Origin of the sequence: Pusillimonas sp. (genome assembly GCF_044464525.1) — a bacterium.
GTDB lineage: Bacteria > Pseudomonadota > Gammaproteobacteria > Burkholderiales > Burkholderiaceae_B > Pusillimonas.
In genome coordinates this window covers 65,652-80,777 of the sequence record NZ_JBIQLE010000008.1, presented here as the reverse complement: position 1 = coordinate 80,777, position 15,126 = coordinate 65,652, and the positions used below count along the sequence as shown (strand labels likewise).

The following is a 15,126-nucleotide window of genomic DNA, read 5'->3' as shown; positions in this document are numbered from 1 at the left end:
CTTGGTTATGCAAACCACAAACCCGCGCGGCTTGCTCTATTGCTCTATTGCTCTATTGCTCTATTGCTCTATTGCCTATTGCCTATGGCCTTGTTGCCTTGTTGCCCGTCATTGACGATATTGAATCCAGTCCCGCTGTCCAAGACGAACATACGGTATGCCGTTATGAGCCATCAGCACCGTGCCCGAGTTCTCTGACACGGACGGAGTCAATGGGAGGTCCGCCGTCAGGTCATCCCAGTCGACAGCCTCTTCAAATACAGGCCGCTGCACCAAACGCGCCAATAGCTCGGACAAGGCGAGATAGCTCGTGGCGCCCGAAACACGTCGGCCGCCGGGCTCCGCTTTTACTGGATGGCCGATCAGCTTCAAGCCGACTGGTATATGAGTAATGTTGGGTGTGGGAATCTCGCGCATGCCGGCGATCTGCATCACGTCGCCCTCCAGCGCAGCGCCGTGCTCGGGTATGAGTACGACAATGACACGCCGGCCGCTGCTTTCAAGTTGTTTTATGAAGTGATGCAGATCGTCCAGCAAAGCCTTGCCGCGAGCCGCATAGGGCGCAGAGCGTCCTCCCCCGTCCGCCGTGGCTTCGCGATTGCCATCGTGCAAGGTGACGGAGTTGTACAAAACCGCCGTGGGCGTCGCGCTCTGTTGCCGCGCCTGCCACCAGTATTTCAGTGTCTCCAGGTCGCCCCAGATAGGAGACCCATCGAAGGCCGTCCACCGGGGCTGCAGCGCTTCCGGTATGATCGGCGCGCCCAAGCTCGGATGTATCGACAGATCGCCAATGAAATCCTGAAACTTTCCATTGTGGTTCAGTACCGCCTCGGTCTGGAAACCCAGTTGCCTGAGATTTTCGAATAGATGGCATTGCGATGGCGAGCTGTCGTATAAGGCCGAATGTGAGGGTTGCCCGCAACTGGCTCTCAGCAGCCGCCGTACTGCGGGGCCGCTATATGAAGTTGCCGCGTTGAATTCGTCAAAAACGACATCCATGCTCTTGATCAGCGGATGCTGGTCAAGCTGTGCCGAGGACAGGTCAGACCACGACAGCGAGCAAATGCTCAAGAAAACAATGTCGAAATCGACTGTTTCGGCGGGAGTAGCGAACGCCGCGGTTCGTGTGGCCTCGGCCTCGTAAAAGGCAGACAAATCTGCGTTAAGCGTGTCTGTTATCGATTTTTTCGGTTCTGCGGGAACGGTCTGGATTGGTCCGTCGACAAGGGTGGTTCTTGCGTGCACGTCGATGCCGGTCGAATACTCTGCATGCAGGTTCTGCAGAAGCTCACGCCCTCCATAGCCGTCGGGAATTGCGCAAATTACCAGTGCACTCACGCTCAAGACAGTTACTCGTATCCATTGCGACAAAAACAGGCACGCGACAAGCACCAGGACTCCGGCACCGATCATGTTCCAATTAATGAAACGGTTCAACAGCTCTAGAAGATAGGGTGCGGAAAACTGCAGTACTTCAGGCTGCTCCAGCAGTCGGCGAAAAGGCGGAAGCCAAGAATCGTAATACAACAGCCCAATGCCGACGGGCACGGCCAAAACGTGGCGCAACCTGTGCAGCTTCAACGGCGGCAACGGCAAAAGCAGAATCGACGCAAATACCAGGTTGTAAAAGGCATGAAAGTTCGAATAGCCGGACCAAAACAAGATCAGCTTGGCAATAAAATAAACATTCCATAGCCCCAAACCACGCCAGTAGGTGCGTACGCCTGCATCGGAATCGCTTGTCATGTTTAAATTCCAGCAAATCAGACGACCAGGCCAAGGGCAACATCCCTCCGGTTAGACCAAAAGTAATTGAATCCGACAGTTTTCAACAATTATCAATAAAGCGGTAGCCGTATAGCTTAGGGAGTAGGTCGTAGGGCATAAGGCGTTCATCCAAAACGCCAAGGCCCCTAGACGTGGCAAAACAAAAACAACCCCTTTGGGCCAGGCCCAAAGGGGTTGTTTTTAAGGAAGCAAGCTGCGCAGGACCGTCGTGAAGGAACGACGGCCCTGAGCGGCCTTTTCAGCGCAAAGCGATCAGGCTTCGGGCGCAGCTACGGGCGCCGAAGTGGGCCCACCCTGTGCCTCAATGCCGCCGATCACCTTCATGGACAGGCGCAGACGGCCTTTGTCGTCAGCTTCAATAACCTTGATGCGCACCACCTGACCCACCTTCAAGACATCGTTGATGTTGTTGATGCGGTAGTTGGCGATCTCGGAAATGTGCAGCAAGCCGTCGCGACCGGGCAGCACCTGGACGATGGCGCCGAAATCCAGCAAACGCAGCACAGGGCCTTCGTACTCTTGGCCCACCTCGACGTCGGCGGTAAGTTCCTTGATGCGTCGCTCGGCGTCGCGAGCCTTGTCCAGGTCGGCGCTGGCGATGGTGATGAGGCCATCGTCGCCAATGTCGATCTGGGTGCCGGTTTCTTCGGTAAGGGCACGTATAGTGGCGCCGCCTTTGCCGATCACGTCACGGATCTTTTCGGGGTTGATCTTGACGGTTAGCATGCGGGGGGCGAACTCGGATAGCTCGGTGCGCGAGCCCTCGAGCGCCGTGCGCATCTCGTTCAGAATGTGCAGGCGGCCTTCGCGGGCCTGGGCCAGCGCAACTTGCATGATCTCTTTGGTGATGCCCTGAATCTTGATATCCATCTGCAGGGCGGTGATGCCGTTTTCAGTACCGGCAACCTTGAAATCCATGTCGCCCAGGTGATCTTCATCGCCCAAGATGTCGGTAAGCACTGCAAACTTGGCGCCTTCCTTGATAAGACCCATGGCCACACCGGCCACGTGATCCTTGATGGGCACGCCGGCGTCCATCATGGCCAGCGAGCTTCCGCAAACCGAAGCCATCGACGACGAGCCGTTCGACTCGGTGATTTCGGAAACGACACGAATGGTGTACTGGAAATCTTGGGGTTCGGGCAACAGCGCGATAAGCGCACGCTTGGCCAGGCGGCCATGGCCGATTTCGCGGCGCTTGGGCACACCAAAGCGACCGGTTTCACCGGTGGAGAACGGCGGAAAGTTATAGTGCAGCATGAAGCGATCGCGATACTCGCCCATGATGGAATCAATGATCTGCTCGTCTTGTTTTGTACCCAGCGTGGCTACCACCAAAGCTTGGGTTTCGCCACGGGTGAACAGGGCGCTGCCGTGCGCACGAGGCAGCACGCCCAAGCGGATGCTGATCGGGCGAACCGTGCGGGTATCGCGGCCGTCAATACGCGGCTCGCCGCTAAGAATCTGGCTGCGAACGATCTGCGATTCGATATCGAACAGGATGTTCTCGATCTCGACGTTGTCGGGAGCGGCTTCGCCACGCGCTGTGGCGTGCTCGAGCATCTTGGCCTTGACGTCGGTATAGACATCACGCAGTTGCGCCGTACGTTGCTGCTTCTGGCGAACACTGTAGGCCGCTTGCAGGCCTTCTTGCGCGGCGGCTTTTACAGCGGTGTGCAGGGCCTCGTTCTTGGGCGCGGGCTGCCAATCCCATTCGGGCTTGCCCGCTTCGGCAACCAATTCGTGGATGGCGTTGATGGCGGCCTGCATCTGCTCGTGGCCGAACACCACACCGCCCAGCATCACTTCTTCAGACAGCTCGTTCGCTTCCGACTCGACCATCAGCACGGCGGCCTCGGTTCCGGCCACGACCAAGTTCAGCTGCGATTCTTTAAGCTGGCTGGACAAGGGATTGAGCACGTACTCGCCGTTCAGGTAGCCGACCCGCGCGGCGCCGATGGGGCCGTTGAAGGGAATGCCCGAAATGGCCAGCGCAGCCGAGGCGCCGATCATGGCGGCGATATCGGAATCGATTTCAGGATCGACCGACACAGTATGGATGATGACCTGGACTTCGTTGTAGAAGCCCTCGGGGAACAGCGGGCGCAACGGACGATCGATTAGACGGGAGGTAAGCGTTTCTTTTTCGGAAGGCCTGCCTTCGCGCTTGAAGAAGCCGCCCGGAATTCGGCCGGCCGCGTAGGTTTTTTCAACGTAATCAACAGTAAGGGGGAAAAAATCTTGCCCTGGTTTGGCCTGCTTTGCCGCCACTACAGTGGCCAATACGACGGTGTCTCCGATCGAAGCCAGCACTGCGCCTGACGCTTGGCGCGCAATTTCGCCGGTTTCGAGAACCACCGTATGTTGACCATACTGAAAAGTTTTGGTCACTTTATTAAACATTACGGATTTTCCTTACAATAAAAAAACCGTGCACACGGCGACGATGGTCGCAGTGTGCACGGTCGTACATAGTGGGGTGCCTGCCCCGGGTATCACTTACGCAGACCGAGCTTTTCGATCAGAGCGCGATATGCGTCGGGGTTACGGCCTTTGAGGTAATCAAGCAACTTGCGGCGACGGCTGACCATGCGCAGCAACCCGCGGCGCGAATGATGGTCTTTCATGTGAGCTTTGAAGTGACCGGTAAGTTCGTTGATGCGCGCCGTAAGCAGGGCAACTTGCACTTCGGGGGAACCGGTATCGCCTTGAGCGCGCTGAAATTGCGCAACGATATCGGATTTTTTTATGTCAGCAACAGACATTTATAGCCTCGTAAACATGCGTCAGGGCCGAGGTGCCCGGACGTGATTGATTAACAATATACATTTGCATCGAAAGGGTCACAGCATGCCGTTGGAGCATGCGGTAATCTTACGATTCCAGCATTATAACGGATTTGGTGCACGTCATGATTCCTTCCTTCTTGCGCCGTGCCTGCCTGGCCGCCCTACTGCCCCTCGCCCTGCTTTATGGCTGCGCCTCGATGACCAGCGTACCGCCCGGCACACCGCTTGCGCAGGTTGAATCGCAGTTCGGCCGCCATAATTATTCATGCCCGCTGCCCGGCGGCGGCCAGCGGGTCATCTGGAGCCGCCAGCCCTTTGGCCAGTTCGCCTGGGGGGCCAACGTCGATGCTCAGGGACGAGTCGGCGAAGTTACTCAGTTACTCACCGATCAGCACTTTGCCGTACTAAGCCAGGGAAACTGGACAGACGAGCAGGTGCTGTGCGAGTTTGGCCCGCCCGCCGAAATCGACGCCGTGGGCTTGCCCTCGGTACGCCAGGTTGTATGGAGCTACCGCTACTTGCAAAGCGGCGTATGGAACTCGCTGATGTACGTATACATGGGCCCCGACGGCAAGCAAGTGACGCGCTTCCATCCCGGCCCCGACCCCATGCATGACCCCGACCGTTTCCTGCCTTTTTTCTAGTTCCACGTTCTTGCACGTGGGCTCTTTCGGGCGCCGTCGTTACTATGGACGGTGATCGGGGTCATCGCCACGTGTAGCATCGATGGTATGGGGCGCCGGATCGGCGCTTGCCGCAGCCTCGCCCGCGCCCTCTTGGCGCATGCGGCTTAGCTGACGCGCGCGCCGCCAGCGCCACAACATGATGCCCCAACCCGACAAGCCGTAGATCATGAACAGGCCGAACAGCATCAGCGGCGGGTCGCTTGATACGAAAACAAATACGGCCACCAGCACCAGCATCACCCAGAAGGGAACACTGTGGCCCAGAGCAAACGACTTGCCGCTGTAAAAAGGCGTGTTGGTGACCATGGCGATGCCCGCGTACACCGTGATGACGAACGCAAGCCATGAAATGGTGGCCGAACCGAACTGCAGGCGGTTGTCGATGGCCACCCAGATGAAGCCGGCCAGCAAGGCCGCCGCCGCCGGACTGGGCAGGCCCTGGAAGAAACGTTTGTCGACCACCGCGATATTGGTGTTGAATCGAGCAAGCCGCAATGCCGCCCCCACCACGTAGATGAAAGCCGCCAGCCAGCCCCAACGGCCAAGGTCTTGCAAAACCCACTGGTACATGACCAGCGCCGGGGCAATGCCGAAGGAGGTCATGTCGGAGAGTGAATCGTACTGTTCTCCAAACGCGGACTGGGTATTGGTAAGGCGCGCCACCCGGCCATCCATGCCATCGAAAATCATGGCCACGAAAATCGCAATGGCCGCGATCTCGAAGCGGCCGTTGATGGCTTGCACTACGGCATAGAAGCCGGCAAAGAGGTTTGCTGTGGTAAAGACGTTGGGGAGCAGATAAATACTGCGCCGGCGCCTGCTTTCTTCTGAAAAGTTTGGCATGTTGTCTTTCCTTCGCGCTGTGGGGTCAAGCGCCCGGATCGGATTCAATCGGCGGCAACTCGGCAAGAACCGTGCTGGTGGCACTTACCTTGTCACCGATGGCAACTCGGGGCCGCGAACCCATGGGCAGGTACACGTCAACCCTCGAGCCAAAACGAATAAAGCCGTAGCGCTGCCCATGATGCAGGACATCGCCGGCCTTGGCATAACAAAGAATGCGCTTGGCCACCAGGCCCGCCACCTGCACAGCGGTAACGATATGGCCTTGTTTGGTACGCAACACCATGGCGTTGCGTTCGTTTTCAAGCGAGGCCTTGTCCAGCGCCGCATTGAAGAACTTGCCGCCGAAATACTCAGTGGCCAGCACCTCGGCGTCGACCGGTGAGCGGTTCGAGTGGACATTGAATACGTTCATGAAAACGCTGATTTTAAGAGCATCGCGATTACCATGATACGGGTCTTGAGTTTCTTGCACGACCACGATGCGGCCGTCGGCCGGGCTAAGCACATTAAGCTCGCCGTCGGGGGCCACGCGGGCAGGGTCCCGAAAAAACTGCAACACGAAGATCGACAACAGCCACAACGGTACGCTGGCCCACCCGAACCAGAATGTGACAATGATCGAAATGATGACGATGCCTGCCAGGAACGGCCAGCCTTCGCGCGCAATGATGGGATGTGGATAAGAAGGTTTATTCATCGTGCTAAGAATAACTGAAAACACCGATAATACCCCCACGCTGCGCCTTCGGCTTGCTGCCCCCCGAGGGGGCTTTTTTACCTTGGGGCGGCCCGGCGGTGGTGATACCCCCACGCTGCGCCTTCGGCTTGCTGCCCCCCGAGGGGGCTTTTTTACCTTGGGGCGGCCCGGCGGTAAAAAAACACCCCGCACGGGCCGAAACATTGCTTCGGCGTGCAGGGTGTTTAAAGAACGATCGAAAATATCGATTAGTTCTTGCTCTGGTCGACGAGCTTGTTCGCGGCGATCCAGGGCATCATGCCGCGCAGTTGGCTGCCGACCTGCTCGATCTGCGACTCGGCGTTCAGGCGGCGACGCGACGTGATGCTGGGGGCGCCGGCGGCGTTTTCAAGGATGAAGTTCTTGGCATACTCGCCTGACTGAATGTCAGCCAGCACTTCGCGCATGGCTTTCTTGGTCTCGTCGGTGACAATGCGAGGGCCCGTCACGTACTCGCCATACTCGGCGTTGTTCGAGATGGAGTAGTTCATGTTTGCAATGCCGCCCTCGTAGATAAGGTCGACAATCAGTTTGAGCTCATGCAGACACTCGAAGTAGGCCATTTCGGGCGCATAGCCGGCGTCGACCAGGGTTTCGAAACCCGCCTTGATCAGCTCGACGGTACCGCCGCACAGCACGGCCTGCTCGCCGAACAGGTCAGTTTCGGTTTCTTCGCGGAAGTTGGTCTCGATGATGCCGGCGCGGCCGCCGCCGTTGGCCATGGCGTACGAGAGCGCCAGGTCGCGTGCCTTGCCGGACACGTCTTGATGGACGGCGATCAGGTGTGGCACGCCGCCGCCTTGGCTATAGGTGCCGCGAACGGTGTGGCCAGGCGCCTTCGGAGCCACCATGATGACGTCGACGTCGGCGCGGGGCTGGACCTGGCCGTAATGCACGTTGAAGCCGTGGGCGAAGGCCAGCGCTGCGCCGGGCTTCAAATTAGCCTCGACGTGATCGCGATACACCTTGGCAATGCTCTCGTCGGGCAACAGGATCATGACCACGTCGGCCGACTTGACGGCCTCTGCCACTTCCTGCACCTTCAGGCCGGCATTCTCGGCCTTGCTCCACGAAGCACCACCCTTGCGCAAGCCGACGGTAACGTTGACGCCCGACTCATGCAGGTTGAGTGCATGCGCATGACCCTGCGAACCGTAGCCGATGATGGCAACCGTCTTGCCCTTGATCAGGGACAGGTCGCAGTCTTTGTCGTAGAAAACTTTCATTGATAGTGCTCCAAACTAAGCAAATTTATAGTGGGCCGGACAAATCCGGCCCAGATTGGATGAATGAATCCGAGAATAGAGTTCGGGCTGTATACCGCCGCCGAACCCACGATTTTAATTACAATTTCAAAACGCGTTCGCCGCGGCCAATACCAGAGACGCCGGTACGCACGGTTTCAAGGATGGCGCTGCGGTCAAGCGCACCTAAAAATGCTTCGATTTTTCCCTGGTCGCCCGTAAGCTCGATGGTGTAGGCCTTGTCGGTCACGTCGATGATGCGGCCGCGGAAAATGTCGGCCATGCGCTTGAGCTCGTCGCGCTCTTTGCCCACCGCCCTTACCTTGACCATCATCAGCTCGCGCTCGATGTGCGCGCCTTCGGACAAGTCGACCACCTTGACCACGTCGATAAGGCGATTAAGGTGCTTGGTAATCTGTTCGATGACGTCTTCGGAACCTTCGGTGACGATCGTCATGCGCGAAAGTGTGGTGTCTTCGGTGGGCGCCACGGTAAGCGTTTCGATATTGTAGGCGCGCGCCGAAAACAGGCCGACCACGCGCGACAATGCGCCAGGCTCGTTCTCCAGAAGGATGGAAATCACATGTTTCATTGTTCTGTCCTTATCCTTATAGATCTTCAGCGCCGAGCAGCATTTCGGTTAGCCCGCGGCCGGCTTTGACCATGGGCCACACGTTCTCGGTCTGGTCGGTGATGAAGTCCAGAAACACCAGCCGGTCCTTGTGTTTGCCGAACGCCTCGCGCAAGGCGGGCTCGACATCGGCAGGATTCTCGATACGAAGCCCCACGTGGCCGTAGCTTTCGGCCAGCTTGACGAAGTCGGGCAGCGCGTCAACGTACGATTCTGAATACCGCGAACCGTAGTCGATCTGCTGCCATTGGCGCACCATGCCCAGGTAACGGTTGTTGAGGCACACAATCTTCGGCGACAGATGATATTGCTTGCAAGTAGAGAGCTCTTGGATGTTCATCTGTATGGAGCCTTCGCCGGTAATGACGGCCACATCGGCCTCCGGGTGGGCCATCTGCACACCCATCGCGTACGGCAGGCCCACGCCCATCGTGCCCAGGCCACCCGAATTGATCCAGCGGCGCGGCTGATTGAAGCGGTAATACTGGGCCGCCCACATTTGGTGCTGGCCCACGTCTGAGGTTACGAAGGCGTTGCCGCCGGTTACTTCCCACAGCTTCTCGACCACGTATTGAGGCTTGATGAGAGTGTCGGAACCTGCGTATTCAAGACATTTTTTCCCGCGCCATGTCTCGACCTGCTGCCACCACTTGGCCAAAGCGGCCTTGTTCGGCTCGGTTTCCACCGCCGCCTGCATGTACAGGGCGTTGAGATCTTGCAGCACGTCTTTGACATTGCCCACGATGGGCACGTCGACGCGCACGCGCTTGGAGATCGAAGACGGGTCGATATCAATGTGGATGATCTTGCGCTGGTTTTGCGCAAAGTGGCGCGGATTGCCAATGACCCGGTCGTCAAAGCGCGCACCCACGGCGACCAGTACGTCGCAGTTCTGCATGGCCATATTGGCCTCGTAGGTGCCGTGCATGCCGGGCATGCCGACAAAGCGAGCGTCATCGGCGGGAAAACCGCCCAGACCCATCAATGTGTTGGTGCAAGGCGCGCCCACCAGCTCGACAAGCTGACGCAGCTCTTCGGCCGCGTCGGACAAAATCACGCCGCCGCCCGAGTAGATCATGGGGCGCTCGGCCGCCAGCAGCATCTGGACGGCCTTCTTGATCTGACCGTGATGCCCCTTGACGACGGGCGTGTACGAACGCATCGACACTTCGCCCTTCTTGGCGGTGAATTTGTATTTGGCGACGGTGATGTCTTTGGGAATGTCGACCAGCACCGGGCCGGGCCGGCCTGTTTGCGCGATATAGAAAGCTCGGCGCATGGTTTCGGCCAGGTCCTTGATGTCGCGCACCAGGAAGTTGTGCTTGACGCAGGGGCGGGTGATGCCGACCGTGTCGCACTCCTGGAAGGCGTCAGAGCCGATTGCGGTCGTGGGCACCTGGCCGCTCAGGATGACCATGGGGATGGAATCCATGTAAGCGGTGGCGATGCCGGTAACGGCGTTGGTCAGCCCCGGGCCGCTGGTGACCAGGGCCACCCCGACCTTGTTCGACGAGCGCGAGTACGCGTCGGCGGCGTGCACAGCTGCCTGCTCGTGGCGAACGAGAATATGTTTGAATGAATCTTGTTGGTAGATAGCATCGTAGATGTACAGCACTGCGCCGCCAGGGTAGCCAAAAACGTGCTCCACTCCCTGTTCGGCCAGGCATCGTACGACGATGTCGGCGCCATTGATTTCCATGTTGTAGTCCTTTCGTAACCGGTACGGGAGCCTCGACTGGCCTAAACAGGCCCGAGCTGCGCCGGACGCGGCATGATGCTCTGAGGCTTGATGGTTCACGGAACCACTCCACCCAGATACCGTGCCGTACCGATGCCCACTCGTCGAAACACCGTACGAGCGTTCATGGTGAACGCAAGAGGTAGAAACGGATGCCACGGCGACACACGCTTGTGACGCGGCCCTTGGCTAAATGATAAAGGCGCAAAAAACGGGCGGATGGCCCGAACGATAGTGCCCATAGGACCGAGCTGAGGATAATACGCTCGGCCAAGTACACAACTTTACTGCATTGCACAAGACAAGGCAATCGGCCAGGCTCCCAAAAGCGGAAAATGTCGCGGCAAACCGACGAAGCGGTTCGAAGCCGGAACGTATAATTCCTAGACCATGACCTTCGCCCCTACACCCCGCCGCTCGCTGCACCGCGTAGGCTCCCTTTGGCTTGCCGGCGCCTTGCTGCTTGCCGCACAGGCCGGCGCGTGTTGGGCGCAAAGCATCGCCTTCACCTTCGACGACGGATTCGACGTCGCAAGCAGCGGGCCGAGGGCCGTGTCGGACAACGCGGCGATGCTCGACACACTGAAGCGGCACGCGGTGCGCGCCATACTCTTTCCGTCGGGGGTGGCCCTGGGCGATCCCGCCAATCTCGCCCTGGTGCGCGCCTGGGGCGAGAACGGCCATGCCATCGGCAATCACACCTACAGCCACGAAGCCTTGAGCCATTCGGACACGACGCAATACCTGGCCGACGTGCAGCGCGCCCACGATCTGCTGCGGGTCCTGCCCGGCTGGTGCCCAAGACTGCGCTTCCCCTACCTGGACGAAGGCGGCACCCCCGCCCAGCACGACCAGGTCATGGCATGGCTTGCCGGACACGGCTATGGCGTGGCAGCGACGACTGTCTCCATGCCTGACTGGCAATGGGAAAAGCAATACCTGAATCTGCTGCAAACAGGCACGCCCGCCCAGGCGGATGCGTTGCGGCAGGATTACGTCAGGCAGCTATTGGCGCAGGCGCGGGCGCAAGACAGCCGCTGGACGCAGCGGCTCAAGCGCAGCCCGGCCCACGTGCTTCTGCTGCATACCACCCAGTTGAACGCGGCCGCGCTGCCCGAACTGCTGCAAGAACTGAAAGCCGCCGGCTGGACCTTCATTGACCCATCGCAGGCGCTGGCGGATCCGATCTATCAGCGCAGCCATTCCGGTCCCGGCGGAACCACCCTTACGCTGCCCGTCCCAACCTGTCGTTGAACCCGGTGTTTCCACCGCCCAGGCCGTTCCGGCTTGTCATGGGGCCTTCTTTTTCTTGAGTTCCTCGATCATGGGCAACTGCGAGACCTCGCTCACGATGGCCTTGCTCCACGCCGCATAGCCGTCGGCCGCAAAGTGCTGCCCGTCGAACGTTCGCCATTGACCTGGATTGGCGAACTTGAGCGAGTCGATATACACGCAGGGATTGACGTTGGTGGACAGGAAGCGGCTGATCCGCTCGACCCGATCATCGCGCTTGTTGTATTTGCCGCCCGCGCGGCCATAGGCCGGCCCCACCCAGACGCAGGCGGCGCCGGCGCCGGCGATTTCCTTGGTCAGGCTGGACACCCCCTGCCAAGCCCAGGCCTTGGGAAAGGTCTCGTTGTCGTAAGAGCCCATCGTGTCGCCGATGATCAGGACCACCACATCGGGCTTGTCCGCGGCGATCAATTGCTTGATGGCCTGCGTCTGCATGCCCGACTTGTTGATGCTGGCCGGCTCCTTGCCCTTTTTCTCCTGGCCGCAATCCACCTGCCTGGGCTTGACCCAGTCGATGGCGCTCGCCCCGCAGGCGCCCACTGAATGCACGTAGGCCGCCCCCTGGGCGCTCAGGTCCGCATGAAGGGATTCAGGCAGTTCGTACAACATGTGGCTTTCGCCGATAACGAGAAAACTAAGGCCTGCCAATGCCGCTGCCGCCGATGCCATATCCGGTGCTCCTTGTCGTTGACGTATGGTTCCATACGGAATCGTTGAACTATATTAATCGATCGTTCGGTCGTTACGGGCAGGGGCCTTCAGCCCCTGCATCCATGCCTTCTCTTCCGGCGCGAGGGGCATCTGCAGGACGCGCTCGGGCATCTCCCAGATCACCAGCCGCGGCGGCGTCTCGCGAAACTCGGCAGACGCCAGGTAGGTTTTCGCCGCGCCCCAGAAGTCGCCGCCGTCCTGGGCGAAGCTGGGCACCGGCGTGCTCAAAGCCGCCTCCAGAAACGGCACAAAGGAAGACGTGCGCGAATACGAGGTGCCGATCAACGCCACCGTGGGCAGGCTGGCATCGCCGAACAAATCATCGGCGGCATCGCCCGCGGCGGCGGACGCCGAAGCATCATCGGAATGGGGCGACGCGCCCTGCTGATCCGGCGCCAGCGGGCTGAGTCGCACGGTCGCCACCCTGTCGGGAGGCGGCAACAGCGACGCAGGCAGCCAATCGACGCCAGCCAGCCGCAGCAGGTCGCCTTGCCGGTCGCGCGGCTCGCCCGGCTCGAGCCGGTATTGCTGATGAGGAGTCAGGGCCAGGCCGGCTTGGCGGACCACCCGAGCCAGGGCGTCCGCCGCGGCGCGCGCGCCGGCTTCGGTCCAATGCGTATCGATCGTGAGAAAAGGCTGGGCTTCGCCGCCGCGCTTGACCTCATCGAGCGCGGGCAGCAAGGCGGCCTGCGGGATGCCGTGCCGCGCCAGTCCCGCCTCCCATTGGCTGAGGCGATCGGCCGAGGAAACCGGCCGGTACAGCCCGCAAAGCTGCTCGTGCTGCACACGGCTTTTATCCGGCACGGTGGCCACCACCAGTTCGGCGCCCCGGCGGCGCAGCAGCTCGCGCACCAGCGCGACGGCCGCCAGGCGCTCCTGGGCGTTGCGCCCGGCATCAAGGTGGACCGCCAGCTCGTCATTCAGGAATAGCCACGGGTCGCAGCCGCGCCGCACGCGCGGCCCGAGCGAACCCGCCACCAGCCATGAAGCCGCTCTTTCGGCATCCGCAAGCGCAACGGGCAGCGGCGTCCGCGCCAGTTCGGCCGCCAGGCCCCGGGCCGTTTCGCCGCTCATGATCGAACTGCGCGTCCATGCGTCGGAAGCCAGGCTTATCCGGCCGGCCGCCATGCTCCATACGATCGACGCCGCGCCGGCAAGCATGGCGGCGATGAAGGCGCAGCCCGCCACGGCCCTGGCCACCCGCGAAGGCTGGTTGAACGATTGCACGGGATCAGCCAACGCCACATCGTTCTCCTTAGAATTGGAAGTACAGGAACGGCACCGCCTTGCGGCTCGCCACCAAGGCCATCGCGAACACGAAGCCGAACACGGGCCACAGGTCGGCGGCGGCCAGCACGCACACCGGCATGCGCCGCCGCACGGGCTCACGCAACAAGGGCGCCACGATGCAGGCAAGCCCCAGTCCTATCGCCGCCAGGTGAGAAGGCTGCAGCGCCACCCGCAGCGCGTCTCCGAGCGCCCAGCCGCGCAGCCCCAACTGCCCCAGGTACAACGACCATGCCGTGTCGAAATCCGCCGCGCGGAAAACCACCCACGCCATGCATACGAAGACCAGGGTGGCCGCCCTGGACGGCAGGGTGGGAACAGGCGGCAGCTCCGACCGGCTCCAGGCCCGCGCCACTGCCAGTGCCGCGCCATGCATCAGGCCCCACAACAGGAAATTCCAGTTGTCGCTACCATGCCACATGCCGGCGATGGCCATGGCAAGGACAAGGTTGACGTAGGTACGAACGGCGCCCCTGCGGTTGCCACCGAACGGGATGTAAAGGTAATCGCGTATCCAGGTGGACAGCGAAATATGCCAGCGCCGCCAGAAATCCTGAATACTGCGCGCCAGATACGGGTGATTGAAGTTCTCGGGAAAATGAAAGCCCAGCATCTGCCCCAGACCGATGGCCATGGCGCTGTAGCCCGCAAAATCGAAGAACAACTGCAAAGAATACGCCAGGCAGGCCAGCCAGGCATCGAGAAAGCTCGGCCCGGGCACGGCGAACGCGGTTTCGACCAGCGGCGACAAGGTGTCGGCCACCAGCACCTTCATGCACATGCCCACCATGAAACGCCGCCCGCCGGCCGAAAAATCCATCCAGGTAAAGCGCCGCCTGGCCAGCTCGCGCTCGACCCATTCGTAGCGCAGGATGGGCCCGGCGATCAATTGGCCGAACATGGCGAGGTAGGCCGCGAACCAGACGAAGCGGCGCTGTGGGCGCACGTCGCCGCGATACACGTCCACCAGGTACGAGATGGCCTGCAAGATGATGAAGGACAAGCCTATGGGCAGGACCACGCGTTGCCAATCGGCCGGCATGGCGCCCCCGACGAACGGCAGCCCGGCCAGGGTTTCGACGAGAATGTTGACATACTTGAACCAGAACAGCGTGCCCGCGTTGGCGACCAGCAGGACGGCCAGCAGGCTCTTGCGCCGGCGCCCCGCGGGCAAGGCGCCCAGCGCCAGCCCTCCGACCCAGGCCAGCACCGTCAGGCCCACGAACAACAACAGGAAGGCCGGGCTCCACCAGCCGTAGAACACCCAGCTTCCCGCCAGCAGGACCGCATTGCGCCGCGCTTCGGGCGCCAGCGCATACACCAGCAGGAACGCCGGCAGAAACAGCGTCAGGAACTCAATCGAAGTGAAGATCATGC

At 60.5% G+C, this 15,126-nt stretch carries 13 protein-coding genes; 2 read left to right on the top strand and 11 right to left on the bottom strand.

Annotated elements, in window-relative coordinates:
• Positions 1 to 108: 108 nt before the first annotated feature.
• From bcsG to rpsO, 3 genes are all read right to left on the bottom strand, one after another.
• The gene (gene bcsG, locus ACIY1O_RS06560; RefSeq protein WP_397474289.1) at positions 109 to 1,746 is read right to left on the bottom strand and encodes a cellulose biosynthesis protein BcsG; all 1,638 of its coding nucleotides are present in this window, start codon (positions 1,744 to 1,746) and stop codon (positions 109 to 111) included.
• A gap of 294 nt (positions 1,747 to 2,040) precedes the next feature.
• On the bottom strand, positions 2,041 to 4,191 hold the full coding sequence (gene pnp / locus ACIY1O_RS06555) for a polyribonucleotide nucleotidyltransferase (RefSeq protein WP_397474288.1): 2,151 nt from the start codon (positions 4,189 to 4,191) through the stop codon (positions 2,041 to 2,043).
• 92 nt (positions 4,192 to 4,283) lie between these two features.
• A complete protein-coding gene (gene rpsO, locus ACIY1O_RS06550) occupies positions 4,284 to 4,553 on the bottom strand; it encodes a 30S ribosomal protein S15 (protein ID WP_017522651.1) in 270 nt (89 codons plus the stop codon).
• Positions 4,554 to 4,699: 146 nt separating this feature from the next.
• Here rpsO and ACIY1O_RS06545 point away from each other — a divergent pair, with 146 nt between their 5' ends.
• Positions 4,700 to 5,221: a hypothetical protein gene (locus tag ACIY1O_RS06545; protein ID WP_397474287.1), complete on the top strand. Its 522-nt coding sequence runs from the start codon at positions 4,700 to 4,702 to the stop codon at positions 5,219 to 5,221.
• A gap of 42 nt (positions 5,222 to 5,263) precedes the next feature.
• On the opposite strand, the gene pssA is transcribed toward ACIY1O_RS06545, so the two are convergent.
• From pssA to ACIY1O_RS06520, 5 genes are all read right to left on the bottom strand, one after another.
• A complete protein-coding gene (gene pssA / locus ACIY1O_RS06540; RefSeq protein ID WP_397474286.1) occupies positions 5,264 to 6,106 on the bottom strand; it encodes a CDP-diacylglycerol--serine O-phosphatidyltransferase in 843 nt (280 codons plus the stop codon).
• 25 nt (positions 6,107 to 6,131) lie between these two features.
• Complete coding sequence (locus ACIY1O_RS06535; protein WP_397474285.1) at positions 6,132 to 6,806, bottom strand: phosphatidylserine decarboxylase; 675 nt, start codon at positions 6,804 to 6,806, stop codon at positions 6,132 to 6,134.
• 248 nt (positions 6,807 to 7,054) lie between these two features.
• Positions 7,055 to 8,071 (bottom strand): ketol-acid reductoisomerase, encoded by a 1,017-nt coding sequence (gene ilvC, locus ACIY1O_RS06530; protein WP_397474284.1) that lies wholly within the window; start codon positions 8,069 to 8,071, stop codon positions 7,055 to 7,057.
• A gap of 118 nt (positions 8,072 to 8,189) precedes the next feature.
• A complete protein-coding gene (ilvN, locus tag ACIY1O_RS06525) occupies positions 8,190 to 8,681 on the bottom strand; it encodes an acetolactate synthase small subunit (RefSeq protein WP_397474283.1) in 492 nt (163 codons plus the stop codon).
• Between the two features lie 16 nt (positions 8,682 to 8,697).
• Entirely contained in the window at positions 8,698 to 10,419 is a 1,722-nt protein-coding gene (locus ACIY1O_RS06520) for an acetolactate synthase 3 catalytic subunit (protein ID WP_397474282.1), read from the bottom strand.
• 429 nt (positions 10,420 to 10,848) lie between these two features.
• Between ACIY1O_RS06520 and ACIY1O_RS06515 the strand changes: the two genes are divergently transcribed.
• Entirely contained in the window at positions 10,849 to 11,712 is an 864-nt protein-coding gene (locus tag ACIY1O_RS06515) for a polysaccharide deacetylase family protein (RefSeq protein WP_397474281.1), read from the top strand.
• A 36-nt stretch (positions 11,713 to 11,748) separates the two neighbouring features.
• Here the strand turns inward: ACIY1O_RS06515 and ACIY1O_RS06510 are convergent, their stop codons facing one another.
• Genes ACIY1O_RS06510 through ACIY1O_RS06500 form a run of 3 tightly spaced genes read right to left on the bottom strand, consistent with a single transcriptional unit; the run spans position 11,749 to position 15,124 of the window.
• Positions 11,749 to 12,420, bottom strand: coding sequence for an SGNH/GDSL hydrolase family protein (locus tag ACIY1O_RS06510; protein ID WP_397474280.1), 672 nt, complete (start codon positions 12,418 to 12,420; stop codon positions 11,749 to 11,751).
• A 54-nt stretch (positions 12,421 to 12,474) separates the two neighbouring features.
• Positions 12,475 to 13,707, bottom strand: a complete 1,233-nt coding sequence (locus ACIY1O_RS06505; protein ID WP_397474279.1) for an alginate O-acetyltransferase AlgX-related protein — start codon at positions 13,705 to 13,707, stop codon at positions 12,475 to 12,477.
• Positions 13,708 to 13,717: 10 nt separating this feature from the next.
• Entirely contained in the window at positions 13,718 to 15,124 is a 1,407-nt protein-coding gene (locus ACIY1O_RS06500) for an MBOAT family O-acyltransferase (protein ID WP_397474278.1), read from the bottom strand.
• Between the last annotated feature and the right edge of the window lie 2 nt (positions 15,125 to 15,126).